Origin of the sequence: Streptomyces sp. SAI-127 (assembly GCF_029894425.1) — a bacterium.
Lineage (GTDB): Bacteria > Actinomycetota > Actinomycetes > Streptomycetales > Streptomycetaceae > Streptomyces.
On sequence record NZ_JARXYJ010000001.1, the window covers coordinates 201,756 to 215,237 of the forward strand.

13 protein-coding genes and 4 pseudogenes are annotated in these 13,482 nt (G+C 68.4%); 9 read left to right on the plus strand and 8 right to left on the minus strand.

Annotated features, from left to right (window positions below):
* Window positions 1-97 precede the first annotated feature (97 nt).
* From M2157_RS01025 to M2157_RS01040, 4 genes and pseudogenes are all read right to left on the minus strand, one after another.
* A pseudogene (locus M2157_RS01025) lies at window positions 98-318 on the minus strand (hypothetical protein); the annotation flags it as partial.
* A complete protein-coding gene (locus M2157_RS01030) occupies window positions 305-1,213 on the minus strand; it encodes a MerR family transcriptional regulator (RefSeq protein WP_280864072.1) in 909 nt (302 codons plus the stop codon). The pseudogene M2157_RS01025 and the gene M2157_RS01030, both read right to left, overlap by 14 nt.
* Window positions 1,214-1,290: 77 nt before the next feature.
* Window positions 1,291-1,695, minus strand: a complete 405-nt coding sequence (locus tag M2157_RS01035; protein WP_280859898.1) for a hypothetical protein — start codon at window positions 1,693-1,695, stop codon at window positions 1,291-1,293.
* Window positions 1,696-2,049: 354 nt separating this feature from the next.
* Entirely contained in the window at window positions 2,050-2,241 is a 192-nt protein-coding gene (locus M2157_RS01040; RefSeq protein ID WP_280864073.1) for a hypothetical protein, read from the minus strand.
* 144 nt (window positions 2,242-2,385) lie between these two features.
* Between M2157_RS01040 and M2157_RS01045 the strand changes: the two genes are divergently transcribed.
* From M2157_RS01045 to M2157_RS01055, 3 genes are all read left to right on the plus strand, one after another.
* The gene (locus tag M2157_RS01045) at window positions 2,386-2,784 is read left to right on the plus strand and encodes a hypothetical protein (protein ID WP_280864074.1); all 399 of its coding nucleotides are present in this window, start codon (window positions 2,386-2,388) and stop codon (window positions 2,782-2,784) included.
* 71 nt (window positions 2,785-2,855) lie between these two features.
* On the plus strand, window positions 2,856-3,617 hold the full coding sequence (locus M2157_RS01050) for a metallophosphoesterase family protein (protein ID WP_280864075.1): 762 nt from the start codon (window positions 2,856-2,858) through the stop codon (window positions 3,615-3,617).
* A 686-nt stretch (window positions 3,618-4,303) separates the two neighbouring features.
* Window positions 4,304-4,687, plus strand: a complete 384-nt coding sequence (locus M2157_RS01055; RefSeq protein ID WP_280864076.1) for a nuclear transport factor 2 family protein — start codon at window positions 4,304-4,306, stop codon at window positions 4,685-4,687.
* Window positions 4,688-4,701: 14 nt separating this feature from the next.
* Here M2157_RS01055 and M2157_RS01060 read toward each other — a convergent pair.
* The 3 pseudogenes from M2157_RS01060 to M2157_RS01070 all read right to left on the minus strand — a co-directional run.
* Window positions 4,702-5,027: pseudogene (locus tag M2157_RS01060) on the minus strand (ATP-binding protein); the annotation flags it as partial.
* Between the two features lie 599 nt (window positions 5,028-5,626).
* Window positions 5,627-6,116, minus strand: a pseudogene (locus tag M2157_RS01065) (XRE family transcriptional regulator); the annotation flags it as partial.
* 351 nt (window positions 6,117-6,467) lie between these two features.
* Window positions 6,468-6,854, minus strand: a pseudogene (locus M2157_RS01070) (pyruvate dehydrogenase); the annotation flags it as partial.
* Between the two features lie 153 nt (window positions 6,855-7,007).
* On the opposite strand from M2157_RS01070, the gene M2157_RS01075 reads away from it, so the two are divergent.
* The 6 genes from M2157_RS01075 to M2157_RS01100 all read left to right on the plus strand — a co-directional run bounded on the left by M2157_RS01075 (window position 7,008) and on the right by M2157_RS01100 (window position 11,079).
* Window positions 7,008-7,613: an XRE family transcriptional regulator gene (locus M2157_RS01075; RefSeq protein WP_280864077.1), complete on the plus strand. Its 606-nt coding sequence runs from the start codon at window positions 7,008-7,010 to the stop codon at window positions 7,611-7,613.
* Window positions 7,606-8,010, plus strand: a complete 405-nt coding sequence (locus M2157_RS01080) for a hypothetical protein (RefSeq protein WP_280864078.1) — start codon at window positions 7,606-7,608, stop codon at window positions 8,008-8,010. The genes M2157_RS01075 and M2157_RS01080 overlap by 8 nt, the downstream gene beginning before the upstream one ends.
* Before the next feature lie 278 nt (window positions 8,011-8,288).
* Window positions 8,289-8,594: a hypothetical protein gene (locus M2157_RS01085; protein WP_280859817.1), complete on the plus strand. Its 306-nt coding sequence runs from the start codon at window positions 8,289-8,291 to the stop codon at window positions 8,592-8,594.
* Between the two features lie 82 nt (window positions 8,595-8,676).
* Window positions 8,677-9,915, plus strand: a complete 1,239-nt coding sequence (locus M2157_RS01090) for an aminotransferase class I/II-fold pyridoxal phosphate-dependent enzyme (RefSeq protein ID WP_280864079.1) — start codon at window positions 8,677-8,679, stop codon at window positions 9,913-9,915.
* Window positions 9,916-10,078: 163 nt separating this feature from the next.
* Window positions 10,079-10,273, plus strand: coding sequence for a hypothetical protein (locus tag M2157_RS01095; protein WP_280864080.1), 195 nt, complete (start codon window positions 10,079-10,081; stop codon window positions 10,271-10,273).
* An 89-nt stretch (window positions 10,274-10,362) separates the two neighbouring features.
* The gene (locus M2157_RS01100) at window positions 10,363-11,079 is read left to right on the plus strand and encodes a UbiX family flavin prenyltransferase (RefSeq protein WP_280864081.1); all 717 of its coding nucleotides are present in this window, start codon (window positions 10,363-10,365) and stop codon (window positions 11,077-11,079) included.
* Between the two features lie 342 nt (window positions 11,080-11,421).
* Here the strand turns inward: M2157_RS01100 and M2157_RS01105 are convergent, their stop codons facing one another.
* Complete coding sequence (locus M2157_RS01105) at window positions 11,422-13,347, minus strand: hypothetical protein (protein WP_280864082.1); 1,926 nt, start codon at window positions 13,345-13,347, stop codon at window positions 11,422-11,424.
* Between the last annotated feature and the right edge of the window lie 135 nt (window positions 13,348-13,482).

A 13,482-nucleotide genomic window follows, 5' to 3' on the forward strand; every position in this document is an offset into this window, starting at 1 on the left:
ATGATCAGCGTGGAAATAGGTGGCGGGGATCGACTGCCGCTGGCGTTGCACGTTCTGGGCGCGTACGGACCCGGCGGTGCCGTACATACGCAAGACTCTGCCAGTTGTGCACCCAGAGTCGGCGTTCCGGTCCGGGGTCGGGATGGCGCGTGCCGTGTCCGGGTCCGGCCTCCGGACCAACGCTGCCGTCCCCAGCCGGGTGGCGCCGTTGTCGGACAGCCGCGGCCCGTAGGCGATCAGCTCGTCCCGGTCGAGCGGCACCGCAAGGTCGGCGACCTGCCCCGTACCGAGGTCGAGCACCAGGTCAGGTCCAGTCCGCAGCGCGCAGAGCCCGCGCCAGCCATTCCAGCTCCTCGGTCGCGTCGGGCGACGAATTCTGCCCGCGCACACGGGCGACGAGCCTGCGGTAATGCTCCGCTCTCGCCTCGATCCCGGCCTCCAGGCTGCGCATCACGGCGGCCTGATCGGCGTCACCGAACAGCTCGGACAGCACCTCGGCCGCTGCCGGCCCCTCGGGAGCAACCCCGCCTTTTCTGACCTCCGCGACGGTCTGCACGATCTGCCTGGCCCACCAGATGGACGCCCCGGGGGGACGGCCCTGCCCCGGTATGGGCGTGTTGAGCTCCATCCATGTGCGCAACCGGGCGCGGAACCCAGGGTCCCGAACCAATTCGGCCAATTCGATCCAGGCGTCGACCTGCTCAGGTGTGGGATCGTCGGGCAATTCGATGCTGAAGGCGCGCATGCGGTCGCGCAGGCGCGGGTCGTCGAGGCCGCCGAACACCTCCTCCTTGAACTCGTCGACGATCTGCTTGCGCTCGGCGGCGGAAAGCCGCGCCAACCGGTTCATCAGTGCTGTCTCCTCAACGGTCGAACCCCGTTTCGCCACGGTGGACAGGACGGCCCGGCTCACCTTGAGGGAGCGGATCTGCGCGTCGAGCGCGGCCACATGCGCGTCGGCGACCCCGGCGAGCGTGGTGCGGCCGCTCAGGACACGGCACACGTCGTCGAGCCCGAGGCCCAGCTCGCGCAGGGTGCGAACCAGCTCGACGCGGGCCACGGACTCGGCGTCGTACAACCGGTAGCCGCCCGCGGAACGGCCCACAGGCGGCACCGCCCCCTCGTCCGACCAGAAGCGCAGGGTACGTACCGGAAGTCCGGTGCGGTGCGCGAGCCGGCCAATGGTGAGCACGTCGGGGCGTTCATCGTCCATGAGTAAGATCCTGAACCCTCCGGCGGCTGGAGACTCAAGCGCCTCAGAAGATGTCGCAGTTGGCAATGGAGCCCTGCCTACAACTCGTACCAATCACTCAGTTCACCAGGCGTCCCTGTCTGGATGAAGTCGTGAACGATGTCCCAGGCATGATCCATGGACAGTGCGACGTCTGCCGTGAACGCGTATAGCTCGTCCATGATCACCACTTCGACCTCGGCGCTCAGTGCCGCGGAATCATCGCCTACACGAAGAGACACTCCGCCAGAGTTGTCGAAGAGATGGAGGACAGCGTGATCTCCTTTGAAGCCCAGAGCCAAGTAGGGGAGTTCGCCGTCTGGCCGCCGGATCTCAAGGTAGCCCTGGCCGAGGCCGGTTCCGAGGGCCTTGATGTGAGCCTCAAGGTCCTGGACATTCGAGTGCCGTTCAAGCCCTGAGAACCAGCCGGTCTCCAGTGCCGTCGCCGCCCACACCGCGTTCATTTCTGCTCCTCCCGTCCTCGTCAGCCTCTTCCCTGCCGCTTTCACGGTCCGCCCTGTGCACACCGGCGGTAGCGGATGAGGGCACTGGCCAATCCAACGATGGCACGATTGGTCCCGTCATGGGGCTGTCCGCCGTCGCCGGCCCCGCGCTCGGCGGTGTCCTCACCCACGCCGACCTGCTCGGCGCCTCCTGGCGCACCGTCTTCCTCGTCAACCTTCCCCTCGCCGCCGCCGTCCTGGCGGCCACACCCTGGCTGCGCGAGGACCGCCCCCCGTCCGCCCCCGCCTCGAACCGGCCGGCACCGCACTGGCCATGTTGGGCACCGCCCTGCTGGTGTGCCCGCTCGCCACCAGTCACCCCGGGCCTGCCGCCTGGGCGACCGCCTCGTGCGGCGCCGCCGTCCTGACGGTGTTCGTCGCCCAGCAGCGCCGCACCGCCCGCCGTGGTAAAGCTCCGCTGATCGAACCCGCCCTGCTGCGCGGCCGCTCCTTTCCCGCCGCACTGGCCACGTCCACGCTGTTCTTCGCTGTGATGAACGGCGTCATGATCACCGTCGTCCTCCACCTGGAGCTCGGGCTCCACGAGGGGCCGCTCACCGCCGGACTCACCTTCCTGCCCTGGTCCACGGGACTGGCCGTCGCCTCGTGGGCCGCCGGAAGCCGCCTGCCCCCCGGTACGGTGACCGCGTCATGCACGCTGGCATCGCCACCCTCGCCGGCGGACTGGCCGCAGCCGCGCTCGCCTACCGCGCCGCCGCCCCCGACGCCTACCCAACGGCCCTCCCGTTCGCCCTTGCGCTGGCGGGGCTGGGCACCGGACTGTTCACGCCGCCGTTCTTCACCACCGCGCTGGGAGCCGTCGGGCCACAGGAAACCGGATCTGCGGCGGGACTGCTCAACGCCGTCCAACAACTCGGCGGAACCTTCGGTATCGCCCTCGTCGGCGGGACCTACCTCAGTACGACCGGAGGCCCCCGCACCGCGGCCGGACACGCGCTCGGCGCGGCCGCCGTGCTCCTGGCCGCCACCGGTGCGGCCGCCGGTGTGATGACTCGCCATACCCGACCACCCGGCGACCACACACGCTGAACGCCCTCCTTGAACTACGCGCCGGGCGAAAGGTCACACCACTCGGCTGCCTTCACCCCACAGTGGTGACCATGCTGAACCGAGTAGCCGTCCTGTCCGACATCCACGGAGTCCTGCCGGCCCTGGAGGCAGTACTCGCCGAACCAGACGTCAGCACCGCCGACTACTTCGTGCTCACCGGCGACATCACCGCCGGCCCACAACCGACCCAGGTCCTCGACCTCCTGACCAGTCTCGGCGACCGCGTCATCTGGATCAGCGGCAACGCCGACCGAGAACTCCTCGAATACCGCTGGGGACAACGCGACACGATCCCCGACCCGATCGCCCCCTGGGCCGCCGAACAACTCCGCGAGGACCACCTCGACCTCCTCAGCTCACTTCCACGATCCCTCTCCCTGTCCGTGAAGGGTCTGGGAAAGGTGCTGTTCTGCCATGCCACCCCACGCGACGACGAGGAGGTCGTCCTGGTCGACTCCCGCATCGACCGCTGGAAGGAAGTCTTCAGCGGACTCGACACCGACATCCGCACCGTGGTCTGCGGCCACACCCATATGCCGTTCGTCCGCCTCGCCCACGGCCGGCTCGTGATCAACCCCGGCAGCATCGGCATGCCCTACGGACGAACCGGAGCACACTGGGCCCTGCTGGGCCCGGGCGTCGAACTCCGCACCACGCACTTCGACCTCGAGGCCGCAGCCACTCAGCTCAGCCAGGACTCGTCCTACCCCGACATCACCGAATGGGCCAACTACTTCCTGCACGCTCGCGCGACCGACGCCGACGCCCTCGCAGCCTTCGCACCACGGGACGGACGCAACCACAGCCCGTAACACCCGCCCCCACACACGACAACGGGCAGCCGAACACCCACTACACGATCAACGACGCCTCCAACCCCGAGTGCCAAGTCCTCCCCGCGGAAGCCGTCATCACCCCCGAGCAGTGCGCCGGCCGCCATCTCACCGCCGCGTCCTGGTACTCGCCCTACGACGACACCTTCTTCACCGCGGCCCGCGCCCTCGGCATCGACCACCTGGCCCCGCTCGCCGAGGCCTGAGACTCCAGCGCCGCCGCCTGGACGCCCAAGGATCGCGAGGCGTACGCCAACCACCTCCGAGCCGACCGCACCCTGATCGCGGTCTCCGCCACGTCCAACCGCTCAAAGGCCGACCAGGACCCGGCCACCTGGCAGCCACCCGCCGCCAGCTACCGCTGCGCCTATGCCGCCGACTGGATCACAGTCAAAACCCGCTGGCAGCGCACCATCGACCAGGTCGAAGAGACCGCCCTCGGCTGTGTCTTGGACAACTGCCCGAACAGCATCGTCGAAGTGACGCTCGATGGCCGACGGTCGGAAGGCCGCGCGCGACGCATCGAACCTGGGGCGCGCGGCTTCCCGCCGACGCGGACTTCACCTGCCCCGTGTGCGTCCTGCAGCGGCACTGACGCGTTTGGGACCACTTGAAGCGGCGAGGGAAGAGTGACGGCCGCGCGAGAGCGTCGGCATGATGGCCGCATGACGGATCGGACATCTCTGGAATCTGAGCTCGCCGCGTTCATGGGCGAGTACGAACGGGCCAACAACAGCCACGACATCTCACGTGTCGTGCCGTTCATCGCCGAGGACGCCGTGTACTGGTTCTCGGACGGCTCGCATCGGGGCATCGAGGAGATCCGCTCCGCGATCGAGAAGACGTTCGCGAAGATCCTCGACGAAGTTTATGAAGTGCGTGAACTGGAGTGGCCTGTGCTCACCGCTGATGTCGCGGTGTGTCGCTATCTGTTCGCCTGGACCGGCGTCGTGAACGGTGAACTCCGCTCTGGCCAGGGCCGGGGCACCAACGTCATCGTGCGTAGGGACGGCAAGTTGAAGGTGCTGCATGAGCATCTCAGCTCCTGATCGTTGGCAGTCGCTCATCCCAAACTGTTGGTCTTGCTCGCCTTGGTGCGGGCCAGCCGGTAGGAATCCGTTCCGGTCTCGATCAGGGAGGGGTTGAAGGTGAGCCGGTCCACGATGGCCGCGCGGAGCCGCGGATCGGTGAACGTCTTTGACCATCCGGTGAACGCCTCGTTGGAGGCGATGGCGATGCTGTTCTTCTCCTCGGCTCGGTCAGAACCTGGAAGAGCATCTCCGCGCCGCAGCTGTCGAGTTCGAGGCCGAGTTCGTCGATTTCCAGCATGTCGACGCGTCCCTAGCGGGCGATGGTCTCGCCGAGCTGCTTGTCGTCGGCGGCTTCGACCACTCGTTCACCAGGTGTCGGCGTACCCGTGAATGTGGCTCTGGCAAGATTCTCGTAGCCGGAGATCATCTCGGTGACGCGGGCGGCCCGTCCGCATAACGGGCCTCCTGTGACCGTGCTCCGTTGAACTGGCCAGTCTGTTACCGCAGTTGGCAAATGTGCTCGTGATATCGGCCGATGTATCCGATTCTGTCGTGGCGGTCTGTGCCCGCAGGAGATCTGGTGAACCGGCGGGATGTACGGCATGCGGACGGCTCAGACCGCGGTCCGCAGCGCGGCCCTCTCCGGTGCGCAGGCCGCCGTCCCGGACCGCCGGGTCGCGCGCTCTTGCCGGCCCTGGCGCAACGCTGCGGCCTCGGCCGCCATGCCGTCGGCGGCGCTTGATCCAGTACCGGCGTGCCACCTGCTGGTGCAGATGCCTCTTTCTGGACTGCTGCTCGTTCGCGAACTGACGGCTCCGCAGCTTTGCCCTCCCAGCCGTTCTTGCGTCTCGTCAACGGCTGCCGGGCGACGTCCCCATTTACGCAAGGAGATGGTCGAGGGCGCTGCCCGACGCGCAAGATGTCACCGCCAGGGAAGGCCGTCGCGCGGCTTCACGGTCACTCGGGAGCGCCCTGGGCTTCGTCGCCGCTGTCGCTTTGGTGTCCGCGGCGGGCATCGCGGTCGAAGATGCCGAGGATCTCGCAGGGCCCGCCGTCAGCGCCGATCGCGTGCGGGATCATGGTGGGGAACTCGGCGGCCTGGTTGGTCTCGAGCCGGAAGCGGCGGTGGCCGAGCATGAGGATCGCCGTGCCGGACAGGACGACGAGCCATTCGCGCCCCGGGTGGGCGCGCATCCGCGTCGGGTTCTCGGGGGGCGGTTCGGTCATGCGCTGGCGCACCACGCTCATCCCGGGGTCGGCCTTGATGGTCCAGCGCATCCGGGGCGCTGTCGATCGTCGGGCTGGTGACGACGTCGTCGTTGGCGGTCTCCACGAGTTGATCGAGCGTGGTGTCCAGGGCGCGGGCGAGGGTGACCAGGTGATCCAGTGGGAGGCGGCGCTGGCCGTTCTCGATGCCGCTCAGTGAGGACTGGCTGAGGTGGGCGCGGGAGTTGGACCGCGAGGACGCGAGGTGATCATGGTTCCATCGGCGAAATCCTTCTTGGAAGAGGTGCGAGCACGTCGGGCGGACAAGCCCCGACCGGACCCTGCGTTCGGCCCGGACCCCCGTCCACCGCGCTTGTCCACGATTCCAGGTGTGATGGCCAGCGCTTCGATGTCCACCGTGAAAGAGACGGCATCCGTCTTGAAGCGATACCGCACTCCATATCGCGCCCGCTCGCCCGCCTGCCGCGGCCCCACCATCGCGAGGGGGGCGTCGGCAGGCGGGCGAGCGGGCGCGGAGAGTTGTCGGCGGGGACAATGGCCGGGTCGGGGTGTCCGGAAAGTGGGAGCGGGTGTAGCGGTGCGCGACGGCTGCCCACAGTGCCGCTGTGGCCCCGATACCGACCGAGCCGGTGGAGAAGTCGACGGTGTCTGGGTCCTTCAGCCGGCTGGGATAGCTCTGCAGCCCGCCTTTTGCGCGCAGTGTCGTCAGGTAGGCGGGGTCGAGGTCACCGAGCAGATAGTTGATCGCGTGCAGGACCGGGGAGGCATGCGACTTGACCGAGAAACGGTCGGAGCGGCCGAGGCAGTGGAACCACAGCGCGACCCTGATGTCGACCATCGAGGCTGAGGACGCCTGGTGTCCGCCGACCTTGACCCCACTGCTGTTGGGCCGGCCCCGGTTTGCTGCGTCGACGATGGCGGCCGAGAGCCAGAGAATGCGCCGGGAGACAGAGCGCAGTACGTCCGCATCATCTGTCGACTGCGCTTTGAGGCCGCCGCGGCGGCCGGGACCGCGGCCGGTGCCGGTCGTGGGGCTGGTCGGAGTGGCGGTCATGCAGGGCGCTCCCGGATCATCATTGTGTTGCACTAAGAATGCACTATGATGCACTCCATGAACAGCAACGCTAGCGAGTTGTCGGCGGCGATCGGCGCCAAGGTGCGCGCCGAGCGTCAGGGTCGCGAGTGGACGCTCGACCGGCTCGCGGACGTGGCCGGCGTGAGCCGTCGCATGATCATCAACGTCGAGCAGGGCACCGCGAACCCCAGCGTGACGACCCTGCTGCGCATCAGCGACGCGCTCGGCATCGGCCTGCAGGCACTCGTGGCAGTCCCGCAGACGAAACCGGTGAAGGTCGTGCGCAGCGGCGCCGGCGCCGCACTGTGGACCGGCCCGGGCGGTGGTCGTGGGGTCCTTCTGGCCGGCACCGCACCGCCGGACGTGCTGGAGCTGTGGGACTGGACCCTCGCCCCCGGGGACAGGCACGACAGCGAGGCGCATGTCCGGGGGACCAAGGAGATCCTCCAGGTGCACGAGGGCACGGTCACCATCCAGGTCGCCGGCCAGACGGAGGTCCTGGAGGCCGGTGACGCCATCTCCTTCGCCAGCGACGTCGCCCACTCCTACGCGAACGAGGGGTCCGAGGGAGCGCGCTTCTCCCTCACGGTGTTCGAGCCCGGTGTCGGCGCCGGCGGGAAGTCGGAGGCGAGCCATGACTGACCAGCCAAGCCTCGAGGTCTTCCTCGCCGGAGCACGGATCGGCTCCGCCGTGACCACCCTCCGGCCGGACTACCTCGCCCTCCTCATCGCGGTCGACGGCATCGCCCCGGTCCACCAGGGTGACGACGCCGAGGAGCACCCCTCGCTCGCTCGAGCCGAAGCCGCGACGAGCGACCCCCTGGCGAACGGCCCCGCCGAAGAGGTTCCCCATGTCGCCGCGTGGCACGAGGTCTACCGCGCTTTCGGCGTCGAGCCGCAGCGCATCCGCAACAGCCTCGAAGCGCTCCTGCGTCGCGCCAGTACTGGTCGTCCGCGGGTCAACGGGCTCACCGACATCTACAACGCGATCAGCGTCATCCACCCGGTACCGCCGGGAGGCAAGGACCTCGACGGGTAGGCCGGTCCGCCACGGCTGATCCGTGCCACGGGGCCGGGTGCGACGACCAGGGCGTGACGTGCCGCCGCTGGAACTGGCGCCCTGGCGACGTCCACAGCTCGGCCCGGACACCACGTCCGCTCTGTTCATCCTCGACGCCCTCGCACCGATGTCCGACGGCGCGCCCGCCGCGGCCGGCGACGACCTCACCGGCCATCTGCAGCGCATCGGCCCCGACGTCCGAGTCGCCACCCACGTCCTCACCACCCCCCGCAGTCTGAGCCCCCAGGAGCACACCCGTGATCTGCTGCCAGTTCATCTTCAAGCCCGGCACCTACGACGACGACTTCCACCGCCTCGACCAGGAGATCGACGAGTACGCGCGCAGCCTGCCCGGATTCGACAGGGTCGAGAAGTGGGTGGCGCCCGACGGAGACGTAGTCAACGCGATCTATTACTTCACCGACCCGGAGTCGGTGGCGCAGCTGGGCCGATTCCCGCAGCACCGAGAGGCCAAGGGTCAGGTGCAGCGCTGGTACGACGGCTACCGCATCGTCGTCAGCGACATACGAGCCACCTACGGGGACGGCCGGCTGCCCGCCTGACGGTCCCTGTCCCACACGAAGGCCCCACGACTGAATCGGGCCTGTCATCGCACGCACCCACCCATGAACTTGAGGGCAGACCATGACCACCGACGAGAGCACCCGCAAACCCTTCACCCGGCCGGACAAGCACGACTACGACAGCCTGACGGGCAACACGTGGTCCGTGCACGGCGGCAACCAGGCCGACGAGACCACGGGCGCGATCCGCACCCCGATCATCATGGCGAACTCCTACCGCCTGCCCACGGATCCGACCACGATCGATGACCCCGGCTTCGAGGGCCTCGTCTACACGCGCGAGCACGGAGCGAACCAGCGGGGCCTCGAGGAGAAGCTCGCCAAGCTCGAGCACGGCGAGGCCGCCGCGGTGTTCGGCACGGGCATGGCCGCCCTGCACGCCGCGTTCTTCACCCTCCTCAACCCCGGCGACCACGCCATCATCTCCAACGTCGTCTACATGCGCGTCGCAGGACTCTTCGAGAACCTGTTCCCGGCCAAGCTCGGCATCGAGGTCGACTTCGTGGACATCACCGACCTCGAGGCCGTCCGCACCGCCGTACGACCCAACACCCGGCTCGTCCACACCGAGGTCATCGCCAACCCCGACCTCCGCGTCGCCGACGTCCCGGCCCTGGCACAGATCGCCCACGACGCAGGGGCCCTGCTAACCATCGACTCCACCTTCACACCGCCGCCCCTCATGCGTCCGCTCGACCACGGTGCGGACCTCGTCATGCACTCGCTCACCAAGTACTACAACGGCCACGGCGACGCGATGGGCGGCGTCGTGATCGGGGACCGCGCCTTCGTCGAGGAGATGCGCACCGGTGCCATGTTCCACGTCGGCGGCGCCATCTCACCGTTCAACGCCTGGCTCATCATGCGCGGCTCGACCACCCTGCCGCTGCGACTCCAGCGGCAGTGCGAAAACGCCCACGCCGTCGCCGAGTTCCTCGACGCAGACCCACGCGTCGCCCACGTCGCCTACCCGGGGCTGGCCGGCCACGGTCAGCACGCCGCAGCGGCCACCCAGTTCACCGGCGGGTTCGGCGGAATCGTCTCGTTCGCCCTCGCCGACACGCACGAGAACCGCCTGCGATTCGTCAACGATCTGCGCGTCATCACCTCCGCGGTCTCCTTGGGGCACGACGAGACTCTCGTTGCCTACGAGCAGTACCCCGACGGCCCCTCTGCCGCGTTCGCTCCGGTCTTCCAGGAGCACGGCCTGATCAGGCTCGCCATCGGTCTCGAGTCCCGGGAGGACCTGATCGCCGACCTCGAAGCAGCCCTCACCACCGCCTACGGTCCGGCCCGCTGAACTGCCAGTGTCCGTCGCCCCAGCAGCACCCGAACCATGACCAACCCCGAAAGACCAAGCGCTGCCTGCCCGCGAGAACAACGAGGCCGACCGCACCCCGCGGGTACAGACGCGGTTCTCGTATTCGCGGCGGGCTTTGCGCTGTGCTCCCGTTGACCGCACGGTGCGCTTCGAGGACGGCCCCATTCTTTCGCTGCTCACCTGCTACACCAAGGAAGAGCGCAAGGCAGGCCGCGCCACCAAGGTCGTACACGACGCCCTGCTCCCCGCCCCGGCCGAACGCGAAGCACTGAGCGACTTCGCGCACGCCTACCCCTCCGCGGTGCGCGCCAAGGTTCTGGCCAGGCACCAGCACTGAGACCGCCGGATCCGCCGGGCCGCGTCCTGAATGGGCGGTGCCAGCCGCACAGAACGGGGCCCGGTCCGCGCATACGAAAGGGCAGTTGCATGCGATTGATCGTGGGAATGACGGGTGCCACGGGAGCCATCCTGGGCATCCGGTTGCTGCAGGAACTCGCCGGCCAACCGGACGTGGAGACACACCTGGTAACGAGCCGCTGGGCGCGAGCGACCATCGAGCTGGAGACCGGCTGGTCGGCGCGGCAGGTCGCTGACCTCGCCGATGTCGTCCACGGCCCAGATGACCAGGCGGCCTCCATATCCAGCGGCTCGTTCCGCACCGACGGCATGGTGATCTTGCCGTGCAGCGCCAAGACGCTCGCCGCGATACGGGCCGGCTACGGCAGCGACCTCGTCTCGCGGGCCGCGGACGTCATCCTCAAAGAACGGCGTCCCTTGGTGCTCGGCGTACGGGAGACCCCACTGTCGACCATCCACCTGGAGAACATGCTGGCCCTCTCCCGGATGGGGGTGACGATCCTGCCGCCCATGCCGGCCTTCTACAACAAGCCCGCGACCGTGGACGACATCGTCGACCACCTGGTCGCCCGGGTCATGGACCAGCTCGGCCTGGACAGCGAACGGGCCGTGCGCTGGCAGGGACCCGCCACCGCACGCCGCGGTGACCGACGCACGCCTCCCGACTCCGACGTGCCGACTCCGGTAGCGCTTGGCCGACCCCGAGATGGTGTGACGACCACGGCGCGGACGGCACATGGCACGTCAACCGGTTCAAGGCCTGCGGGGGTTTCCCCGCTGATGTGACGGTGGCCAATCCCCGCACGGCGGCGGTCGTGGGCCGTATGCATGGCCTCACCGTCGCCTACGCCTACGGCAAGCGCGACACCAAGACGTGGGTACCAGGTGCAGGTGCTGGTGGTGTCCACTCGGCTCGGTCAGGGCAGCAGTGTCAACGCCGCCTCATGGGTCGACCGGATGGCGCGTCTGAATAGGTCTTCGCCAGCGGCGGTCGCAGATTCTGATGGGCCCCTAGCGTGGGACCTGTCAGTAGAGCCTGGGTGCGTCATTGCCTGATCGCGATCCCGCCCCGGTGAGGCACCCAGGCACGCTCCTGCCCCTCAGCGGCTGTCGGCTGGCCGGAGTCTCCTATCGAACCTGGAAGGGTTCGGGTGGGACACCCCGGCAACGGTCATAGTCAGGCGAAGCGATCCCAGGCCGACAAGGGTGCGTTTGATGGGGTCTACCCGCAGTAACTGCCGCGCCGGGCATGGGCGCTAGCTTGTCGGCTTCGGCGACGGCGGCGTTCCAACTGAACTCGTTGTTGTCGCTGAAGTAGTAGTAGGTGGCGCCGTTCGGCATCATCGCGACGGTGATGCCGCCGTATCCCGACATGAATGGTACGTAGAAGGGGCTGCTGTAGGCGGGGTTGTCGGCGGAGGTGAACTCGGCGCCCCAAAAGCCGTTCTGGTACTTCATGGGCTTGGTGCCGGTGGTGGTCATGCCCCGGTCCTGCGGTGAGCGTTGCATGGTGGCCGCGAGCAGTGTCGGGTCGAGTATCTGCGTGCCGTTGACTGCGCCGTGGTCGTTGTTGAGGAATTTCGCGAACCGGGCGACGGAGTCCTGCGTCCAGAACATGCCGTAGCCGCCGAAGGGTGCCCCGCCGGGGCTGTTGTCGGTGCGGGAGGAGACGAGGGAGTCGGGCCCGACGCCGATGGGTTCGAGCACGTCGTCACGGAGCATGTCGAAGATGTCGGCGTCCGAACCGGCCTTGTCCTGCAGGTAGTTGTTCATCGCGCGGCTGGCGAGGAAGGTGTCCGAGGTGTGGTAGACCCACTTGCTGCCGGGGCTGGCCTTGCGCGGGAAGGACAGGGCGTGTCGCATCTTGTCGGCGTAGGGCTCGGCCGCGAAGAAGTCCGCCATGGTGCGGCCCGATTCGTCGGTCTCGTAGCCGGGCGAGGTGTAGTTCCCGGTGGCCATGTCGAGGGTGTGGTCGAGGGTGATGCCGCTCCAGGCGGTGTTGCCGGCGGTCTCGGGGATTTGGTCGGAGAGTTTCTCCTGGGCCACGGCCGGGCCGTATCGCTGCGCCAGACGCAGCATGGCGGTTCCCGCGAACGCCGACTTCGCGGTCGAGTACGAAGGCAGCAGCATCTGGCCGCAGAACGGGTACTCACCTTGCCGGGTCCGACAGTTGCCCACGTAGTGGACTCCGCCGAAGTAGAAGCCGAAGGTGCTCAGCGCGGACGGCGTGATGCCGGAGCCGAACTTCGCCACGTCCACCCCACTGTCCGGGTAGTCGGTGGCCAGCGCCGAGATGGGCTTGGTCGGGAGCTGGTCCCCGACCTCGGAGGCGTACGCGTCGCGCAGGTTCTCGGCGCCGTCGACGGGGCCGGGCCGGTAGTCGGCCGGTACCTGGCCCCACATGTCGAACTGGAAGTACGCGCAGGTCTCCGTGGTGATCTGGTAGCGGACTTCGGAGATCGATGTGTGGTCGAAGAGGAACGTCAGGGCGCCGTTGTGCACGCAGTTGGCGTTGCGCTCGACAAGCGCGAACGGCAGGGAGGCGCGGGTGCGTTGGCCGTCGCCGTCCTCGTTCCACGCGCGGCCGGGTCCCACCGCCAGGTTCCACGCCTGGTTCCCCGTGTACTGCAGCCCGCGCTTCGCCGGGACGAGATGGCTGCCGTTCTGCACGAGCGCGATGTCGACCGGCGGTAGGTGCCGGGTGGCTGCTGCGTCTCCGTATCCGTTCGGGTCCTTCAGTGCGCGGAATCCGCCGGCGGTGGAGAGGCCGTCGAGGGTGAGGGTGCCTTCGAAGCTGTGGGTGGGTGGCGCTGCTTGCGCCGGCAGGGCGAAGGCACTGTCGGGCACGGTGTCCGTGGCAGTACCCCCGGCGAGTTGGCCGGCGGTGAGTTCGGTTCGGTTCACCGCACCGCTTCCGGTGAGCGGATCACCCGGTACGGGTGCGGCTGCGGCGGGCGCCGCCATCGTCGGCAGCGGGACGGCGAACAGCCCCGCGAGCACGGCGGCAGTGGCGGCGGCACGGCGTAGCCGTCGGACATGGAACGGTCTCGGCATGGTCCGAGGTCCTCTCGGGCTGGCAGCTGATGCGGGATATCGCCGCATGGTGGGGCGCGCTGGGGCCGCCGTCCAATGCCTGCCCGATCTGGTCAGGCTGCCTGCCGGGCATACCTCCAGCTCTCCTTGGCCTGT